13 protein-coding genes are annotated in these 16,456 nt (G+C 42.8%); 6 read left to right on the top strand and 7 right to left on the bottom strand.

Annotated features, from left to right (window positions below):
* Positions 1-29: 29 nt before the first annotated feature.
* Both ABIC84_RS12785 and ABIC84_RS12780 read left to right on the top strand, forming a co-directional pair.
* A complete protein-coding gene (locus ABIC84_RS12785; protein ID WP_429263778.1) occupies positions 30-2,369 on the top strand; it encodes a glycoside hydrolase family 95 protein in 2,340 nt (779 codons plus the stop codon).
* Between the two features lie 90 nt (positions 2,370-2,459).
* The gene (locus ABIC84_RS12780) at positions 2,460-4,523 is read left to right on the top strand and encodes an alpha-galactosidase (RefSeq protein WP_429263777.1); all 2,064 of its coding nucleotides are present in this window, start codon (positions 2,460-2,462) and stop codon (positions 4,521-4,523) included.
* Between the two features lie 80 nt (positions 4,524-4,603).
* On the opposite strand, the gene ABIC84_RS12775 is transcribed toward ABIC84_RS12780, so the two are convergent.
* The 6 genes from ABIC84_RS12775 to ABIC84_RS12750 all read right to left on the bottom strand — a co-directional run bounded on the left by ABIC84_RS12775 (position 4,604) and on the right by ABIC84_RS12750 (position 10,991).
* A complete protein-coding gene (locus ABIC84_RS12775) occupies positions 4,604-4,777 on the bottom strand; it encodes a hypothetical protein (protein ID WP_426589532.1) in 174 nt (57 codons plus the stop codon).
* A 327-nt stretch (positions 4,778-5,104) separates the two neighbouring features.
* Entirely contained in the window at positions 5,105-5,971 is an 867-nt protein-coding gene (locus tag ABIC84_RS12770) for a helix-turn-helix transcriptional regulator (protein ID WP_354481566.1), read from the bottom strand.
* Between the two features lie 12 nt (positions 5,972-5,983).
* Positions 5,984-6,349 carry a VOC family protein gene (locus ABIC84_RS12765; protein ID WP_354481563.1) on the bottom strand — a complete coding sequence of 122 codons (366 nt, stop codon included), beginning with the start codon at positions 6,347-6,349 and terminating at the stop codon, positions 5,984-5,986.
* 459 nt (positions 6,350-6,808) lie between these two features.
* Positions 6,809-7,435: a response regulator transcription factor gene (locus ABIC84_RS12760; protein ID WP_176623533.1), complete on the bottom strand. Its 627-nt coding sequence runs from the start codon at positions 7,433-7,435 to the stop codon at positions 6,809-6,811.
* A gap of 2 nt (positions 7,436-7,437) precedes the next feature.
* Positions 7,438-10,401: a ligand-binding sensor domain-containing protein gene (locus tag ABIC84_RS12755; RefSeq protein ID WP_429263776.1), complete on the bottom strand. Its 2,964-nt coding sequence runs from the start codon at positions 10,399-10,401 to the stop codon at positions 7,438-7,440.
* Between the two features lie 122 nt (positions 10,402-10,523).
* Entirely contained in the window at positions 10,524-10,991 is a 468-nt protein-coding gene (locus tag ABIC84_RS12750; RefSeq protein WP_426589537.1) for a nuclear transport factor 2 family protein, read from the bottom strand.
* Positions 10,992-11,276: 285 nt separating this feature from the next.
* Between ABIC84_RS12750 and ABIC84_RS12745 the strand changes: the two genes are divergently transcribed.
* Positions 11,277-13,094 carry a PAS domain-containing sensor histidine kinase gene (locus ABIC84_RS12745; protein WP_426589539.1) on the top strand — a complete coding sequence of 606 codons (1,818 nt, stop codon included), beginning with the start codon at positions 11,277-11,279 and terminating at the stop codon, positions 13,092-13,094.
* 14 nt (positions 13,095-13,108) lie between these two features.
* A complete protein-coding gene (locus ABIC84_RS12740; RefSeq protein WP_429263775.1) occupies positions 13,109-13,936 on the top strand; it encodes a hypothetical protein in 828 nt (275 codons plus the stop codon).
* A gap of 13 nt (positions 13,937-13,949) precedes the next feature.
* Here the strand turns inward: ABIC84_RS12740 and ABIC84_RS12735 are convergent, their stop codons facing one another.
* Positions 13,950-14,342, bottom strand: a complete 393-nt coding sequence (locus ABIC84_RS12735; protein ID WP_429263774.1) for a VOC family protein — start codon at positions 14,340-14,342, stop codon at positions 13,950-13,952.
* A gap of 126 nt (positions 14,343-14,468) precedes the next feature.
* Here ABIC84_RS12735 and ABIC84_RS12730 point away from each other — a divergent pair, with 126 nt between their 5' ends.
* Positions 14,469-14,642 carry a hypothetical protein gene (locus ABIC84_RS12730; protein ID WP_429263773.1) on the top strand — a complete coding sequence of 58 codons (174 nt, stop codon included), beginning with the start codon at positions 14,469-14,471 and terminating at the stop codon, positions 14,640-14,642.
* Between the two features lie 93 nt (positions 14,643-14,735).
* Positions 14,736-16,409, top strand: a complete 1,674-nt coding sequence (locus ABIC84_RS12725) for a patatin-like phospholipase family protein (protein WP_429263772.1) — start codon at positions 14,736-14,738, stop codon at positions 16,407-16,409.
* Positions 16,410-16,456: the final 47 nt, after the last annotated feature.

Below are 16,456 nucleotides of genomic sequence, written 5' to 3'. Positions count from 1 at the left end.
AATTTCCAACTACAGTCAAAGAGTATTCCATGTTTAAAAAGTTTCTGCTAAACATTACAATTGTCTGCTTGCCTGGTCTGTGCTTTGCACAATCGCAGCCGTTAAGAATCTGGTTTAACCGCCCTGCTGACCAGTGGGAAGAAACCCTTCCCTTAGGTAACGGCAGATTGGGTATGATGCCCGATGGTGGCGTTAAAAAGGAAACCATCACCCTTAATGATATCACGTTGTGGTCGGGCGCACCGCAAGATGCTAATAATTACGAGGCCTATAAAAAGCTTCCCCAGATTCGGGCCCTGCTGCTCGCCGGTAAAAACGCAGATGCTCAGGAAATCATTGATAAAGATTTCATTTGTAAAGGCCCGGGGTCTGCAGGGGTAAGTTATGGCTGCTACCAAACCATGGGTAACCTGAACATAGCATTTGACTATGCCGCAGCCGATCCAAAAGATATAAAGTACACTAACTATCACCGGGAGCTTTCAGTAAACACTGCCGTAGCTAAATGCAGTTATGTAGTTGATGGCGTTACCTATAGGCGCGAATATTTTACCAGTTTTGGCGATGATATCAGCATCATTAAACTCAGCGCTGATAAACCCGGCAAGCTGAACCTAAGCCTCACTATGGATAGGCCGGAACGTTTCACCACTACCTCACAAAACAACCAGCTTGAAATGTTCGGGCAATTGGATAATGGTATCGATGGTAAAGGTACGCGTTACGTAGCAAAGGTAAAAGCCAGTTTAAAAGGCGGCAGCCAAAGCGTTACTTCAAATTCACTGGTGATTAAAAATGCTACTGAAGCTATTATTTATATTTCGGCAGGTACCGATTACAAACAGCTTAACTATGATCAAAAAGTAAGCAGTACACTGATTGCTGCCATGAAAAAGCCTTATAATCAGGAAAAACAGCAACATATTTCCAATTATCAAAAATTATTTAACCGGGTTACCGTCAATTTAGGCGGCAACTACAGGGATACCATTCCAACAGATCTTCGATTAGCTAACTTTCACAAAACGCCGAAGGCTGATAATGCCTTGCCTGTTTTGTACTATCAGTTTGGCCGTTACCTGAGCATTTGCAGTACCCGGATTGGCTTGTTACCACCTAACCTGCAAGGCCTTTGGGCTAACCAGATAGTAACACCATGGACTGGAGACTACCACCTTGACATCAATGTTCAAATGAACCATTGGCCGGTTGAAGTGTCCAACCTGTCCGAATTAAACCTACCCCTTGCCGAACTGGTAAAAGGTATGGTAAAAAACGGCGAAAAAACAGCCAAAGCTTATTACAATGCCGATGGCTGGGTTGCCCACGTAATAACCAATATTTGGGGATGGACAGAACCCGGCGAAGCGGCTTCATGGGGCATTTGCAAAGTTGGCTCGGGCTGGCTATGCGATAATCTTTGGCAGCATTATGATTTCACAAACGATAAAAAATACCTGGGCGATATTTATCCGGTACTGAAAGGTTCGGCATTGTTTTATAGCAGCATACTCATCAATGATCCTAAAACGGGCTGGCTGGTAACTTCGCCATCGTCATCGCCCGAAAACGGATTTTTAATACCTGATGGAAGCGGCAGACATGCTAGTATCTGCATGGGACCGACTATCGATAACCAAATCATCCGCGAGTTGTTCAACAATGTGATCGCAGCAGGTAAGGTGCTGGGAAAAGATGCCGCCTTCTGCAAAATACTGCAGGAAAAACTTAAAAAACTGCCGCCTCCAGGTATTATTGCCAAAGATGGCAGGATTCAGGAATGGCTGGAGGATTATGCCGAAATAGAACCGCATCACCGCTGCATTTCGCATTTGTATGGCCTGTACCCGGCGTCGCTTATTACACCCGAAGCTACCCCTGCGCTTGCTGAAGCAAGCAAAAAAACGCTGGAAGCCCGGGGCGATGACGGCCCCAGTTTTGCCATTGCTTACAAAATAGCGTGGTGGGCAAGGCTGCATGACGGCGAACGTGCTTACAAACTATTCACCGACCTCATCCATCCTACCCTTGCCACCAATATAAATTATGGCGATGGCGGCGGTATTTATCCCAACATGCTTTCTGCTGGGCCTCCATTCCAAATCGATGGTAATTTCGGAGCCACGGCAGCATTGGCCGAAATGCTGATCCAAAGTCATGCAGGTTTTATTGAGCTGCTACCATCTGTACCCACTAATTGGAAACAAAAAGGCGAGGTTAGAGGCTTAAAGGCAAGAGGCAATTTCACTGTTGATTTTAAATGGCAGAATGGCAAAATCACCAATTACCGCATTACTTCCACCCAACCCCGAAAGGTTAAAATGAAGATAAACGGTATGCTAAAAGAAGTAATGGCCCAAAAAGCGTAACAGCACCAGTTGTAAAGAAAACGTTATGATTCAAAAAAACATAACGCAAATAAATAAAATGGAACTTATACATTTAATAACCCAAAATTCATGCGAAAGTTTCTTAACCGTTTTATAATTGCTGTGCAATTGTCCGGCTTGCTTTGCGTTTGGCAACCGGCAATTGTTTCGGCATCGGCCACTATTCAGACGTCTCAACAAGGCGGCATATCGTTTTCATATAGCCCCGCCGGCATCATCTGTTATGATCAAAAAAACGGCACCTTTTCTGTTACCGAAAACGGTAAAACTGTACTTAACAATTGCTATAGTAAAGCCTATATCAACGGAAAGTTCATTATCTCAAGGGATTATAAACATATCACTTATAACAAAAACCAGATAACTGATGACTTTGGCAAGGGTGTTAAACATACCTTTACACTAACCGACAATAATTTGCCAAACATGGTACAGGTGTTTTATACCTACCCATCGCATAAAGGCTATTTTTTTGTTCAACTTTATATTGAAGGCAAAAACCTGAAAACAAATTATATGGAGCCAATAGCCGGAAATATGGCGACAATACCCGGCGATACCCGTTCGTTATTTGTACCTTTTGATAACGATACCTTTATCAGTTATAATTCAAAAGCGTTTAAAGCGCCGCTTACCAATACCAGCGCCGAAGTAGGTACTGTTTTTGATAACAGCAGCCGTAACGGTTTAGTGTTTGGATCTGTGGAACACGAAATCTGGAAAACCGGCGTGCGTACCATGGCCAAAAAAGACAGCGCCAATACCTTTGAGATATGGGGCGGTTATACCGAAGAGGCCGTAAACCGCGACAAGATAGCACATGATTATATCAACGGTGATACCGTTAAATCGCCCAAAGTGTTTGTTGGCTGGTTTGCTGATTGGCGCACCGGTATGGATGAATTTGGTAAAGCCAACCGTATTGCTGAACCACCTTACATTTTTAACTGGACAAAGCCCACCCCTGTTGGCTGGAACAGTTGGGGCGTTATGCAGGAAAAACTCAATTACGATAAAGCTATCAAAGTAGCTAACTTTTTTGCCGACAGCATCCCTGCATTCCGCAATGGTAATACGGCGTTTATTGATCTCGATTCGTTTTGGGATAATATGATCAGTGGGGGCTGGGAAGGTGATTTTGGTAAGCTGAAATCATTTGCGGATTACTGTAAATCAAAAAGCCTGCAGCCCGGCGTTTACTGGGCACCGTTTACCGACTGGGGCTGGAAAGGCGGCCCCGACCGCAAAGTTTTAGGCAGCAACTACACCTACGGCGAAACCTGGACTAAGGTTGGTGACGGCTACCACGATATTGACGGTGCCCGCGCAACAGACCCAACCCATCCGGGTACCCTGCAACATATTGACTATGTAATTGGTAAATTAAAAGCCTGTGGTTTTAAAATGATCAAGATCGACTTTCTGGGTCATGCGGCGGCCGAATCAAGCCATTTTTATGACCCTAAAATCACCACCGGTATGCAGGCGTATAAAAGGGGGATGGAACACTTGATTGATCAGTTGGGTGATCAGATGCTGGTTTACGCTGCCATTTCTCCCAGCCTGGCAACCGGGCGTTACGCACACATGAGGCGTATTGCATGCGATGCCTTTAAAACGATAAAGGACACCCGTTATACGTTAAACAGCGTAAATTACGGCTGGTGGCAAACTTACCTGTACAATTACATTGATGCCGACCATGTTGTACTTTCAACCGAAAGCGAAGGCGCTAACAGGGCAAGGATGCTCTCGGCAGTTATTACGGGAACGTTTATAACCGGCGATGATTTCTCTGCCCATGGCCAATGGGGTGACAGAGCAAAAGCTATGTATCAAAATCTTGAGGTCTTAAAGATTGTGCAAAATGGAAAGGCTTTCAGACCGGTTGAAGGTAACACCGAGACAGATACAACCGAGCAGTTCACGCAAAAAATTGGCAACAGCTTTTACCTGGCACTGTTTAACTATAGTGAAACTGATAAAGTGTATACTATCGACCCGAAAAGGATTGGTATGGAGGCCGGAAAAGCAGCAAATGCGAAATCGTTACTGCAAGGCACTAACGTAAACACAAAAAGCGTTTTGGTAAAAGCAGGAGATGCTGAATTATTAAAATTTGAATTGAACTAATAAACACTGCAAAGGCGCCGGCAACAGATTCCCCTTTAATCGCCGGACGCCTTTTGAGGGGATGAAACCCTGTATCGTTTTCAACTGTTTAGCTTAGCTGATTTTGCCCGTTTGCATGCAAGCGGGCATTTTGATTTTTTTGCGCTTACACAGCATTTGTTTTTGTGTTTAACGCCCGCAACGTTAGTCTTTTCTATCTGGAGCGAAGTAAAAAACAATCCGCCGGTAACGGCCAGTATGGTAAAAAATTTCATAGCAGTAGGTTTTAACATAAAAGACGATCTTTTTTTGCGAATGTTACAGTTAATTAGCCAAATGTTGATTTTCGCATACTTTTAAACAAAGGATTCAGCTCGTAAACAGATAGTTACCGTAACAACCGTTATTGGCAATGAAGCGGTAAAGTAATCATCCTCCCCTCAAAAACAAAAAGTCAGTGACCTCGCGTTACTGACTTTTTCATTAACTATTAACTGACCAAATATCCTTAACAAAAAACTATCTGGTACTGCAAACATAGTGTGTTAAATACGTGGCACATGTGTGAAAAGCACCATCTTAACACAAAAAGAAAACTCTTATCATGCTGATTGTCTGTATTTTAATGGTGTTATCTTATAATGCGTGCGGAATAACCTGATGAACGAACTTGGGCATTCAAAACCTACCATACCAACTACTTCATTTACAGGATAACGGGTATCCTTTAACAACATTAATGACCGTTTTAAACGCAATTGAATTAAAAACTGGTGCGGCGTTAAACCAAAGGCCTGCTTAAATGTGCGCAGCAAATGGTTAACCGAAAGGCAGGCATGTTCAGCAAGGTCTTCAAGGCTAATATTCTGATTATAATTACTGTACAGGTACTCCTTAGCCAAATTAAGGCGGCGCAGGATCTCAACCCTGGTACCCTGGTTTAAAAAATCGAGCTTTTCGGCTTTTTTGCAGATCTCATCATTATAAATATGAAAATAATTAATGAGCGTATGGTGCAGGTATTCGTTGATCAGCATTTCATCCTGCATTCCATTATCCAGGTGTTGTTTCAGGTGACATACATTGTACTTGATATCGCCGGCAAACGGATATATGGTTTCATTAAACTCCGGCTGTAATTTACCGTTACCGTAGCCTTTACTTAACAAAGTGTCATTGTCAAAGGTCCAGCAATCTTTAAAATCCTGCAAAAACTGCTGATCAAAATTGATGGCAAATGATTGTACCTGCTGGCCAAGATCGGTATCGGTTGAATATTGTGTACCCCTGTTCAGGATCAGGAACGAATCGGGATATATGGACAAATGTCTGCGGCCAATATCATAACGTTCATTACCGCTTAATACAAAGCGAAGGCTTAAATCTGAAGTATACTGCGGCCCCTGCCTCTGGCCGCCGGTGCGACTTACAATCTTGTTGTTGTTGCGTAATACTTTTGAATAGTCCATTGTGATATGATTTTATTGTTCGTTATAATTTCTTTCTTCCAGTAACATAAATTTGTTCCCCGCCGGGTCTAAAAATTCGGCTGCCAGTCCGGCCGGTAAATATGCAGGCGATTTGCAAAAAAATACGCCAGCAGTACGGAGGACATGATAATCGCTCAAACAGTCGGTAGTATTAATGATAATATTACTCTTATCACTGTTGCCGTCATTATTAGTTACAAGCAGCGCCACATTTAATTTATCCGACTGGATCACCGTGCTTTCCCTGCCCTCGTAAAATGTCATTGTGCCTGTTACTTTGAAGCCTAATTTTTGAGTATAAAAATCAATTTGACCCTCAAAGTCAGCTGTATACACAGGTATATATTTCAATTTCATTTTACAGTAGCTATTAACAGAAACCAGATTGTAATGATGGAAACCAACCTGTTGGCCAGGGGCAGCAAACAGGATAATTTTTGAAGCGGGTTTACAGTAGCCGGTCAGTTAAAACTACTTAACATATCAAAGGTACTTTACCTGCAGGGGGATAGTATCCCCCTATTTGGGGGATTTGTGAATTAGTAGGGTTTGGGTTATTGGCAGTTATTTTATAGCGATGATTCGAAAGGACACAGATCGGGGAGGAAAATAATTAATCATCCCTGCGTTCGTGTCCTCACGAACGCCTCTAAGATGTTGTAAAAATGAAAGGAAATATTTTTGTAGAGACGCATAATTGCGTCTCCCGGAGAACAAGCCAATTTCAAAAGTTTATCAGGTACCGTAAATTGCAGGCGGGAGACGCAATTATGCGTCTCTACATTTAAGAACTATCGTTTTTAACAGCCTCTAAGCCTATATCAGCTTATTCTGCCTTGCCAGCTTAATAGCATCGGCACGCGAGTTTACATCGAGTTTTAGGTAGATGTTTTTGATGTGGCTCCGAACGGTTTCCAGGTCAATAAACAATTCATTAGCTATCTGGCCGCGGCTTTTGCCTTCGCCTATCAGCTCCAGGATCTGGGTTTCACGTTTAGATAACGGAGATTCCTGATTTTTTTGGAACGAGCGAATTACCAGGCGCGCGATGTTTATGCTCATAGGCCCCCCACCTTCCCGCACTTCTTTTATCGATTCGATGATTTTGGCTGAAGGGGTGTTTTTAGTAAGGTATCCCGAAGCGCCATTTGCCAGCGCGTTAAAGATTTGCTTTTCCGACTCATAAACAGTAAGGATCAGGATATAGCAATTGGGCAGCAGTTTTTTTAATTTAGGGATTGCATCAATACCGTTAACACCGGGCAGCTCTATATCAAGCAATATTACATCGGGTTTATCCGCAGCTATTTTTTTAGCAGCTTCATCATATGAACAATAGGTACTTATCACATCATAGCCCTCGGTAGCACCAATTAAAAAGGCATAGCCATCGCGCAGGGTTTCATCATCCTCAATAATACTTACCTTAATGTTACGGGCCATGCTTAATTGCTTAACTGATTTTTACTAAACTTTAATGTTACTGATGTGCCTTTGCCTGCTTCCGAATTAATGAGCAGTGATGCATTGATCCGTTTTGCGCGGGCATTAATGTTGTTGATCCCCCGGCCGCGATGGGTGGCACTGCTATCAAACCCCTTACCATTATCGGTAACCCGGAGTGCTATCGCATTTTTATCGCTCTGATCAAGCTCAAAAACTACCTGTCCGGCATCGGCATGTTTAAGGATGTTATTTAACAGTTCCTTAAATATCATGGTGATGTTACGGCTGTATTCCATAGGCAGTTTTACCAGCTGGATATCTTCATCAACGGCAGCAAACTCAAAATCAACCTGTACATCATGAAAAACCTCTATCCCTATCTCGCGGATGTGGTTCAGGGTTTCATACAGATTATCGCTTTTAGGATCAAGTGCCCACAGGATATCCTTTGTACCGTTGTATAGTGATGCCGCGTTTTGCTTGATCTGATCCACGATTCCGCGCTGATCCGCTTGCTCTCTATCTATTTTGGCATTCAGTATTTCTGATAAGACGGTGATCCGGGTTAATTTGTTACCCAGATCGTCATGAAAATCTTCGGCTGTTTGCTGGCGGATCTTTAATTTTTCTTCCCGCTTCATGGCTTCAATTGCCTTTTGACGTTTTATTTTACGCTGATGAACTAAATTTTGCACCCCGAAACCCAGCAGAACTAAAAATATAATGGCTAATAACCTGAAGGTAAAAGTTTGATAAAAAGGCGGAATGATCACAAAACTGAAACTGGCCATCTTCGGCGATACCTGCCCGTCGGGGCTTATGGCTTTTACCTTGAAAGTATATGTACCGGGCGGCAGCGAAGGATAATTGACCACATTGTTGCGCGTGGGCGAGCTAAAAGCACTATCCAGCCCAACGAGCTTATACTGGTAAGATACCGCGTCAGGATTTTTGAGGTAAACACCAAGAAAAGATATCGACAAATGATTTTGATTATGTTTAAGCTCAGCCCAGTCATTAAGGTCGATAGAAGAGCGTTTTTCGCCATCCTCCTTCATCAACTGTACCGATTTAATGAACACATGCGGCGGTGGCGAGGGAACCATTTTTGTCATGGTATTATACACCATAACAGCCTTGGTGGTACTGATCCAAATTTCGTGTCCGCGGTGCATAATGGCATTCTGGTTGGCCTCTACCACCGGTTCTTTTGAGCCTATGTTATCAATTACCCAAAAAGTTTTCTTTGCAGGGTCGTATTGCATCCGGTTAATTCCCCTACCGGTACCCATCCAAAGCCGGCCGCGTTCATCAGCAGCAAGGCTGTAAATACTATTGGCTTTGAGCCCGTCATCAACATTATAAATATTTACCGCCCCGGTTGTCATATCCCAGGTGTATAAACCGCTATCATCTGTACCAACCAGCAGCAAGTCGCGATATCGGATCATGCTGTAAACCGCAGTAGCCGGAAATGATTTAAGTTTAAACCCTGGAACTATTTTTTTATTTACGGCCAGCATAACGCCGTTTTGGGTGCCTATCAAAAGAGAATCGCGCCCCAGGCTAAGCATTGCGGACGAATAAGGGGGAATACCTTCCAATTGTTTCAGCTCGCCGTTTTGGTAATAGAAACAGCCCATTGACGTGCCCAGCCATATAATACCACTGTCATCGGCAGTAATAAAATTACAGGCAAAAGATGAACTGTTTTTTACCTGCCTGAAACCCTTTTTATCATACTGCCATAAACCGGTTTGCCCGGTACCAATCCAAACAGTGCCGTTTTTATCCGTATATAAACTCTGCACCCCTTTTAAATATGGCGAGCCGGTTGGTACAGGCACTTCGCTGGTTTTTTTCCCGTCATATCGCAAAAGGCCGGCTCCATCTATCCCCATTAAAACATTTTTGTTCCAGTCTTCGGTCACCGACATTATTATCTTTGATTCGGGGATACCCTGTGTACGGTCAAAAACGGTATATCTATCGCCTTCGCAGCGGTAAAGGCCATTGCCAAGGCTCCCCATCCACAGGTTTTTATCTGCATCAAAATAAATATCAGGGACAGAGTTATCGGTAAGTCCGTTTGACGAGTTATAGTGGATCACCTCATCGTCGTCCATAATGCAATAGGCACCATTATCAGTACCCAGCCAAATGTTGGCATCGGCATCCTGCTCAATACATAGAAGCTGGCCTTTTAATTTCCCGGTAACGTTTCTTTGATCCAGCGGCTTAGCAACCCCATCCTTTGCGCATAACAAGCTTGAGCGGGTTAAAAGATATGTTTTGTTTTTATCAAAACGATCGAAAAAAATACGTTTAACAACCTGCTCTTCATACCGCGGGCCTATGTCTATTGCATGTTCCCATTTTTGCCCTTTCAGGCGATAAATGCCTTTTTTATAAACAGCGGCGTAAAGGGTGCCGGCGCTGTTGACGGCCAAACTGGTAACAAAAATGTCAGGATCATCACTCACAGGCACATGCTGCATCTTATCATTTTTAATCCTGAATAGTGCACCCGCCGATGTTACCCAGATAGTCCCCTCTCCATCCTGAGTTATACTACCTACAAAATAACGCTTCAGCGGGATATCTGGTTTATACCTTATAATCCGGCCCTTGTAAAGCCTTGCAAGCCCGTTCATGGTACCAAACCAGGTACAGCCCCCTTTATCCGAAAAAATGGTTGCAACATAGTTATCCGGCAAACCGGTTAAGCGGGTATATGCGGTAAAGTCTTTACCATCAAAACGGCAGGCCCCGCCAAAGGTACCTATCCAAAGGCGATGGTCGGTATCCATGGATAGCTTGTTTATTTGCGACTGGATGAGCCCATCCTCAATATCATAGTGCGCAAAAATGTATTTCTGTGCATGGGCCCGGCCTGTAAACAACAGCATACCTGCCAGGGAACACAAAACCAGAAAAACGGGGAAACGCGATAGCTTATTCAATTAAAAACGTAATTTAAATTACCTGTATGGGGGTACAATTAAAAAGTTAAATTAAAGCTAATTAAAATAAAAAAAATCACCCCAATAGGGTGATTAATTATTATCAGTTAAGGAAATAAAATTTAGTTTTTGGCTACTACAGAATTGTCGTTGGGTAACGGTGTTTTTATATCCTCAAACATTTTGCAAACCTGGGTAATTTTCCAATCCTGTTTATCATTTTTTTCGATGATCAGGTAATCATGCTGTGAGCAGTTTTCATAATTAAAATCGACTCTGGCAATCACCATAGCATCGCTTTTGGCAAGAACCTCATAGCTTGATGCGCAGTTTTGTGTTGTGCCGGCATCCTTTTTCATCATGTTCACCAGATCATCTTTTTCCTGTACAAGTACCTTTTCGCCGCGCGGGAGCTTCAATACAGAATTATCGCTCATGATTGATTTTAATTTTTTAAAGTTGGAGGTCATATGACTGTCAATGAAATCGCGGATCACATTGGTGTACTCTGTTTCGGCCACTGGCCTGGCGTAAAGGGTGCTGACAGATAATAGTCCTACTATAAATGCCAATAAAAACTTATTTTTCATTTGTGATATTTTTTTGATCAAATGTGGGCAGGGTTTCATCAAAAAAATATGCACATCACACCTAAGCAGGCAGGTATGGTACTGCCGCAAAGAAAGCAGGTGCTTTTCGCCTATTAAAGTCATTTTTAGTACATTTTTTGCATTTAGCCCATTAACCTGCAAAAACAATCAAACAATTACTTAATTTCAATAAACAATATCAGAAGCCTCCGGAGGTATTTAAATCTCTACGAAAATATTTTTATTTTTGAGAGCATCTTTTACCTATATAAACCCCACTGTAACTTGGAACCTACTGAAAACTTTTTCCGAAGTATTGTTGAGGCATCGCCCTTTCCGGTGTACATGTGTATGGGCAAAAATAAGCTTATCGCTATGGCCAACGAAGCCGCTTTAAAAGCCTGGGGAAAAGATAAATCAGTAATTGGCAAATCATTTGACGAGGCGCTGCCTGATCTTGACGGCCAGCCATTTAGCAGCCAGATAAGCAAAGTTTACCACAGCGGCGAAACCTACCATGGCAGCAATGAACCGGCAGAATTTGTAATTAACGGTAAACGGCAGATTAATTATTACAAGTTTACTTTTCAGGCGGTTCGCAACACACGTGGTAAAATTGTGGGTGTTATTTGTTTCTCAACCGATGTTACAGAAATTGAGCACGCCCGGCAGGCGATGGAAGAGAGCAGGCATACTTTGTATAATATGGTAAAGCAAGCCCCTGTAGGCATCTGTATTATTAACAGCGACAACCTGGTAATTGAGGTAGTTAATGATTCATATCTCGAACTCGTTGGTCGAAAACGTGCAGAAATGGAAAACCGGGTTATTTGGGATGCCATACCGGAAACTGCTGATCTATACCGCCCCGTGATGGACAATGTTATTGAAACGGGGCGCCCCATTACTGCCAAAGAGCATAAATTATTACTGGTACGCAATGGAATACCAGAAATGGTATTTATTGATTTTGTTTACGAGCCCATCAGGGGTTTTGACGGCGAGATCAGCGCCATTATGGTTATTGCCATCGATGTAACTGAAAAGTTTTTTGCCCGGCGTAAAATTGAAGAAGCCGAAGAAAGGGCGAGGCTTGCAGTTGAAGCCGCCGAAATTGGCACCTTTGATCTCGATCTGGTTACGGATGAGATCCTCACATCTGAAAGGTTTAACATTATTTTTGGCGTTGGGCGTGATGCACCCCGCGATTTATTTTTAAAAGCATTGCATCCCGACGATGTGGAATTACGCAATAATGCCCATAAAACGGCTCTTACTACCGGAAAACTGTTTTATGAAGCGAGGATCATCTGGCCAAACGGCTCAATACGCTGGATCAGGACGCAGGGTAAGGTTTATTACGGTTCTGTAAACAAACCATTGCGCATATTGGGCACTTTGCTTGATATTACTGAGTTTAAACATTTGCAGCAGCAAAAAGACGATTTTATCAGCGTTGCCAGCCATGAGCTAAAAACGCCAATGACGTCAATCAAAGCATCGATGCAATTGCTGGACAGGTTGATCAAGGTTGATCCTTCATCTGAGAAGATCCCTCAATTTATAAGCCGCGGCAACAGCAGCTTAAATAAGATGCAGCAATTGGTTGATAGTTTGCTCAATGTATCAAAAATAACCGCCGGACAGCTTTCTTTACATAAAATAAGTTTTTCGGCAGCGCAATTGATCAATGAGTGCTGTGATCATATCAGGCTTGCAGGTACACATGAATTAGTACTTACCGGCGAAACTGAACTCCAGTTATTTGCCGACAGGCAACGTATTGACCAGGTTGTTGTTAACTTTGTAAACAACGCAGTTAAATACGCGCCTGAAAGCAACCACATAATAATCAATATTGCCAAACAGGATAATATGGCCAAAATATCAGTACAAGATTTTGGTAAAGGGATTCCGGCCGAAAAAATCCCGCATTTATTTGAGCGCTACTACAGGGTTGACACATCAGGGATCCAATACTCGGGGCTTGGGCTTGGTTTGTACATCAGTGCCGAGATTATTGAACGCCATGGCGGCCAAATAGGTGTGGAAAGCGAAGTTGGCAAAGGCAGTACCTTTTGGTTTACGATACCGTTAAATTGAAATTTAAATCACGATTGAAAATAGTAAAACCCCTAATCATCGTTTTATTGTTTTGCCTGCTCACTGTTTTTACACAAATTGGTGGGTTGGTTTATCTCATTTCAATTAGCCTGCACATACTAATCAACAAAACAGTAAATAATAAATATTACCGCCAAATTACCAAGGCTGTAGTTTTTATGGTGTTATATTGCATTACCACTTTTTTAATTGTACCTCCGCTTGCCAGGCTTTCGGGCAGGGTGCCGCTCCCGTTCTCCCAAATCAATCATTTAAAGCCGCTAAACCGGCTAACCTGCCTGTTCAATCGTAATTATGTTCGCCCACAACTTAAGCAGGCTGCATTTGCCGTAGCCGCCGAAATGAACGATAAGTATCCGGGAAGCACCCTGAATTATCTTGACGCGAGCTTTCCGTTCATTAATGGGTTTCCGCTTATGCCCCATCTGAGTCATAACGATGGTAAAAAACTCGATCTCGCATTTTTTTATATCGATAATAAAACAAACTTAGAAACTGATAAAGCACCTTCGCCAATCGGATACGGAATTAGTGAAGAACCGCGCGCCGGGGAAATCAATACAACACAGGCTTGCCTGATAAAGGGTTATTGGCAGTATAGCTTTTTGACTAAAATGGTTCCCCAGGGTAATAAAGTTAATTTTACTTTTGACAGTTTACGAACAAAGGCACTTGTAACCCTCTTTGCATCGCAAAATGTCATCAATAAAATATTTATCGAACCTCATTTAAAAAACCGCCTGGGCATCAAAACACCCAAACTACGATTTCACGGATGCCGTGCAGTAAGGCATGACGACCATATTCATGTACAACTATAGTTAAAAGCATTTATTAATTTTCAACAAACGGATTATAGCAGATTTCCCAGCAATTCCCTTCAGGATCGGCAATAAATCCGGCATACCCGCCCCAGAAAGTTTCGGCCGGATGCTTCAAGACTTGTACTTCTGCCAGCCTCAATTGGGCTATTTTGGCGTCAACATCAGCTTTTGAAGCCAGATTTATAGTAAGATAAAAACGATTGCTTTCAGCATTATTGCTTATATTTGTGTACTCTGAAAAAAGCAACTCATTGCATAGGGTAAGCACCAAATTATCAAGCTTTAACATTATTACCTTTTCGTTTTCGGCAAGCATCTGCCATCCGAATTTGCCGGTATAAAATGCCTTGATCTCGTCAAGATCTTTAACTGCAAGAGTAATGGCTGTTACATGGGCCTGCATTGTATATTTTTTTATTAGATCCTATCCAATCATGAAATCAGGGTTCCTGGCTGATTTTATTTCACACTCAAATTTAATCGCCAGTTAATACAGCCGGGGTAAATTGAGCTAACCAAATATATAAACATGCAGATCAATTATTTCATAGTAGCCGTTGTGATAACCCTGTTAATAGCATTAATGATATGGATAGTTAAAACTAACCGTAAAGACGAAAAAGACTTTGAAAAGCAGATCATTGACCGGGAACTTAAACCAAGGGAACACACTAAACCTCAAAAAGCCGATAAAGCCATGTGATCGGGTAAAACCCGCTATCAACTCGCGTAGTTTCACGTATCATTTTGTATGATCCTTTTTTTAAATTTAACAACCCAACCTAATATCTATCTCATGGCAGCAGATAAAACTTCAGATCAGCAAGTATTTTATGTAGGACTTTGTATGGCCGGCGCCGTGTCTGCCGGGGCCTATACAGCAGGCGTTATTGATTACCTGCTTCAGGCATTAACCGAATGGGAAAAGCACCGCAATGAACCCGGTGTCCCATCTCACAGGGTGCAGATCCCGGTAATGGGCGGCGCGTCGGCAGGCGGTATGACCAGTATCATGGCCGCATCCTCCCTTAATAACCCGATAACCCATATCGACAAGCCATCCGGAGATCTTTTAGCCGAACATCCCGAAAACAAGCTCTACCACTCCTGGGTTGACCTTGTGCAGGCTGATATGTTCACAAAAATGCTGGATACCAGCGACATCAAAAGCTCGGGTGTAATATCGGCACTTAATTCTGATTTTATCAATGATGTTGCCAAACGCGTAGTTGCTGCCGATCCAAAACAATGGCAACCGCTGCCCGCTTATATTAAACCCGGCTTAAAGATCTTTACCACGCTTACAAACCTACAGGGCTACGCCTACAATGTTCCGTTCAATTCATCATCGCTGCAGCGTACCAAGTATAATATGCGCATCCACAACGATTACGCATGCTTTGAGCTTACCGAAAACGCCATTGCCGGGCATAATAACGGATGGATGCCGCTTGACCTGAAAAATAATATTAACACAGATATAGCCGCCGACGCTGCAATGGCCACCGGCGCCTTTCCGGTTGGATTGCAATCAAGGATAGTTAAACGCGACGCCCAATATGTTAACAATAACCCATGGTTAAGCAACTACTTAACCAATACTCCAATTGATGCAGGCGGCTACCAAACCCTGAATGTCGACGGTGGTATGATCAACAATGAGCCGTTCGATAAAGTACGAAGTGTTTTAGACGATCTTACCGGTCAGCCCAGCGTTGATTATAACAACTTTAACAAGTTTGTTTCAACCGTACTGATGATCGAACCCTTCCCTACCCAACCGCCAAAACCAATTTCGCAATCACGGGCTATATCAAATGTGATAGGCTTAACGCTGTCATCCATGCTATCGCAAATGCGCTCAAAAGCGGTTAATATTAAAGACGCTATGGACGAGGATTGCGCAGGTCAGTACCTGATCACGCCATCGCGCCGCGTAGATACGCCCGATGGCAAATCGACAGATCTAACCGGTGAGCAAGCCATAGCCTGCGGTGCGCTGAGCGGATTTAGCGGTTTTTTAAATAAAGAATTCAGGGTGCATGATTTCTTTTTAGGCCGGCACAATTGTAAGATCTTTTTGCGCGATTACTTTACCATACCAGCCAAAGCGCTTACCACCAACCCTATTTTTAAAGATGGTTATGCTAATGCCGATCTGGCCAGATTTAAATCAACCCAAAACGATAGTTACCAGATCATCCCTGTATTTGAAGAAGATATCAAATTCCCGGATATTAAATTTAGTTCGGGTACCAACTGGCCTACGCTTAAAGAAAAAGATATCGACAGGTTTAGCAGCGACTTGAAAGACCGGATCCAAACCATTATACTTAATGTGGCAGACCTGGGCTGGCTTACCAAAAGCTTATTATGGATAGGCGCTAAAGTGATCCTGAATCGCATGGTAACCAACAAAATAATGGTAGTGATCAAAGAAGAGCTTAAAACATGGAAACTGCTGCCGTAGCGGTCTAAAAATTCAGCCTTACGAAGTTTCTTAAAACTTCGTAAGGC

Origin of the sequence: Mucilaginibacter sp. 3215 (genome assembly GCF_050433785.1) — a bacterium.
Lineage (GTDB): Bacteria > Bacteroidota > Bacteroidia > Sphingobacteriales > Sphingobacteriaceae > Mucilaginibacter.
This window is presented reverse-complemented; position numbering and strand designations above follow the sequence as displayed.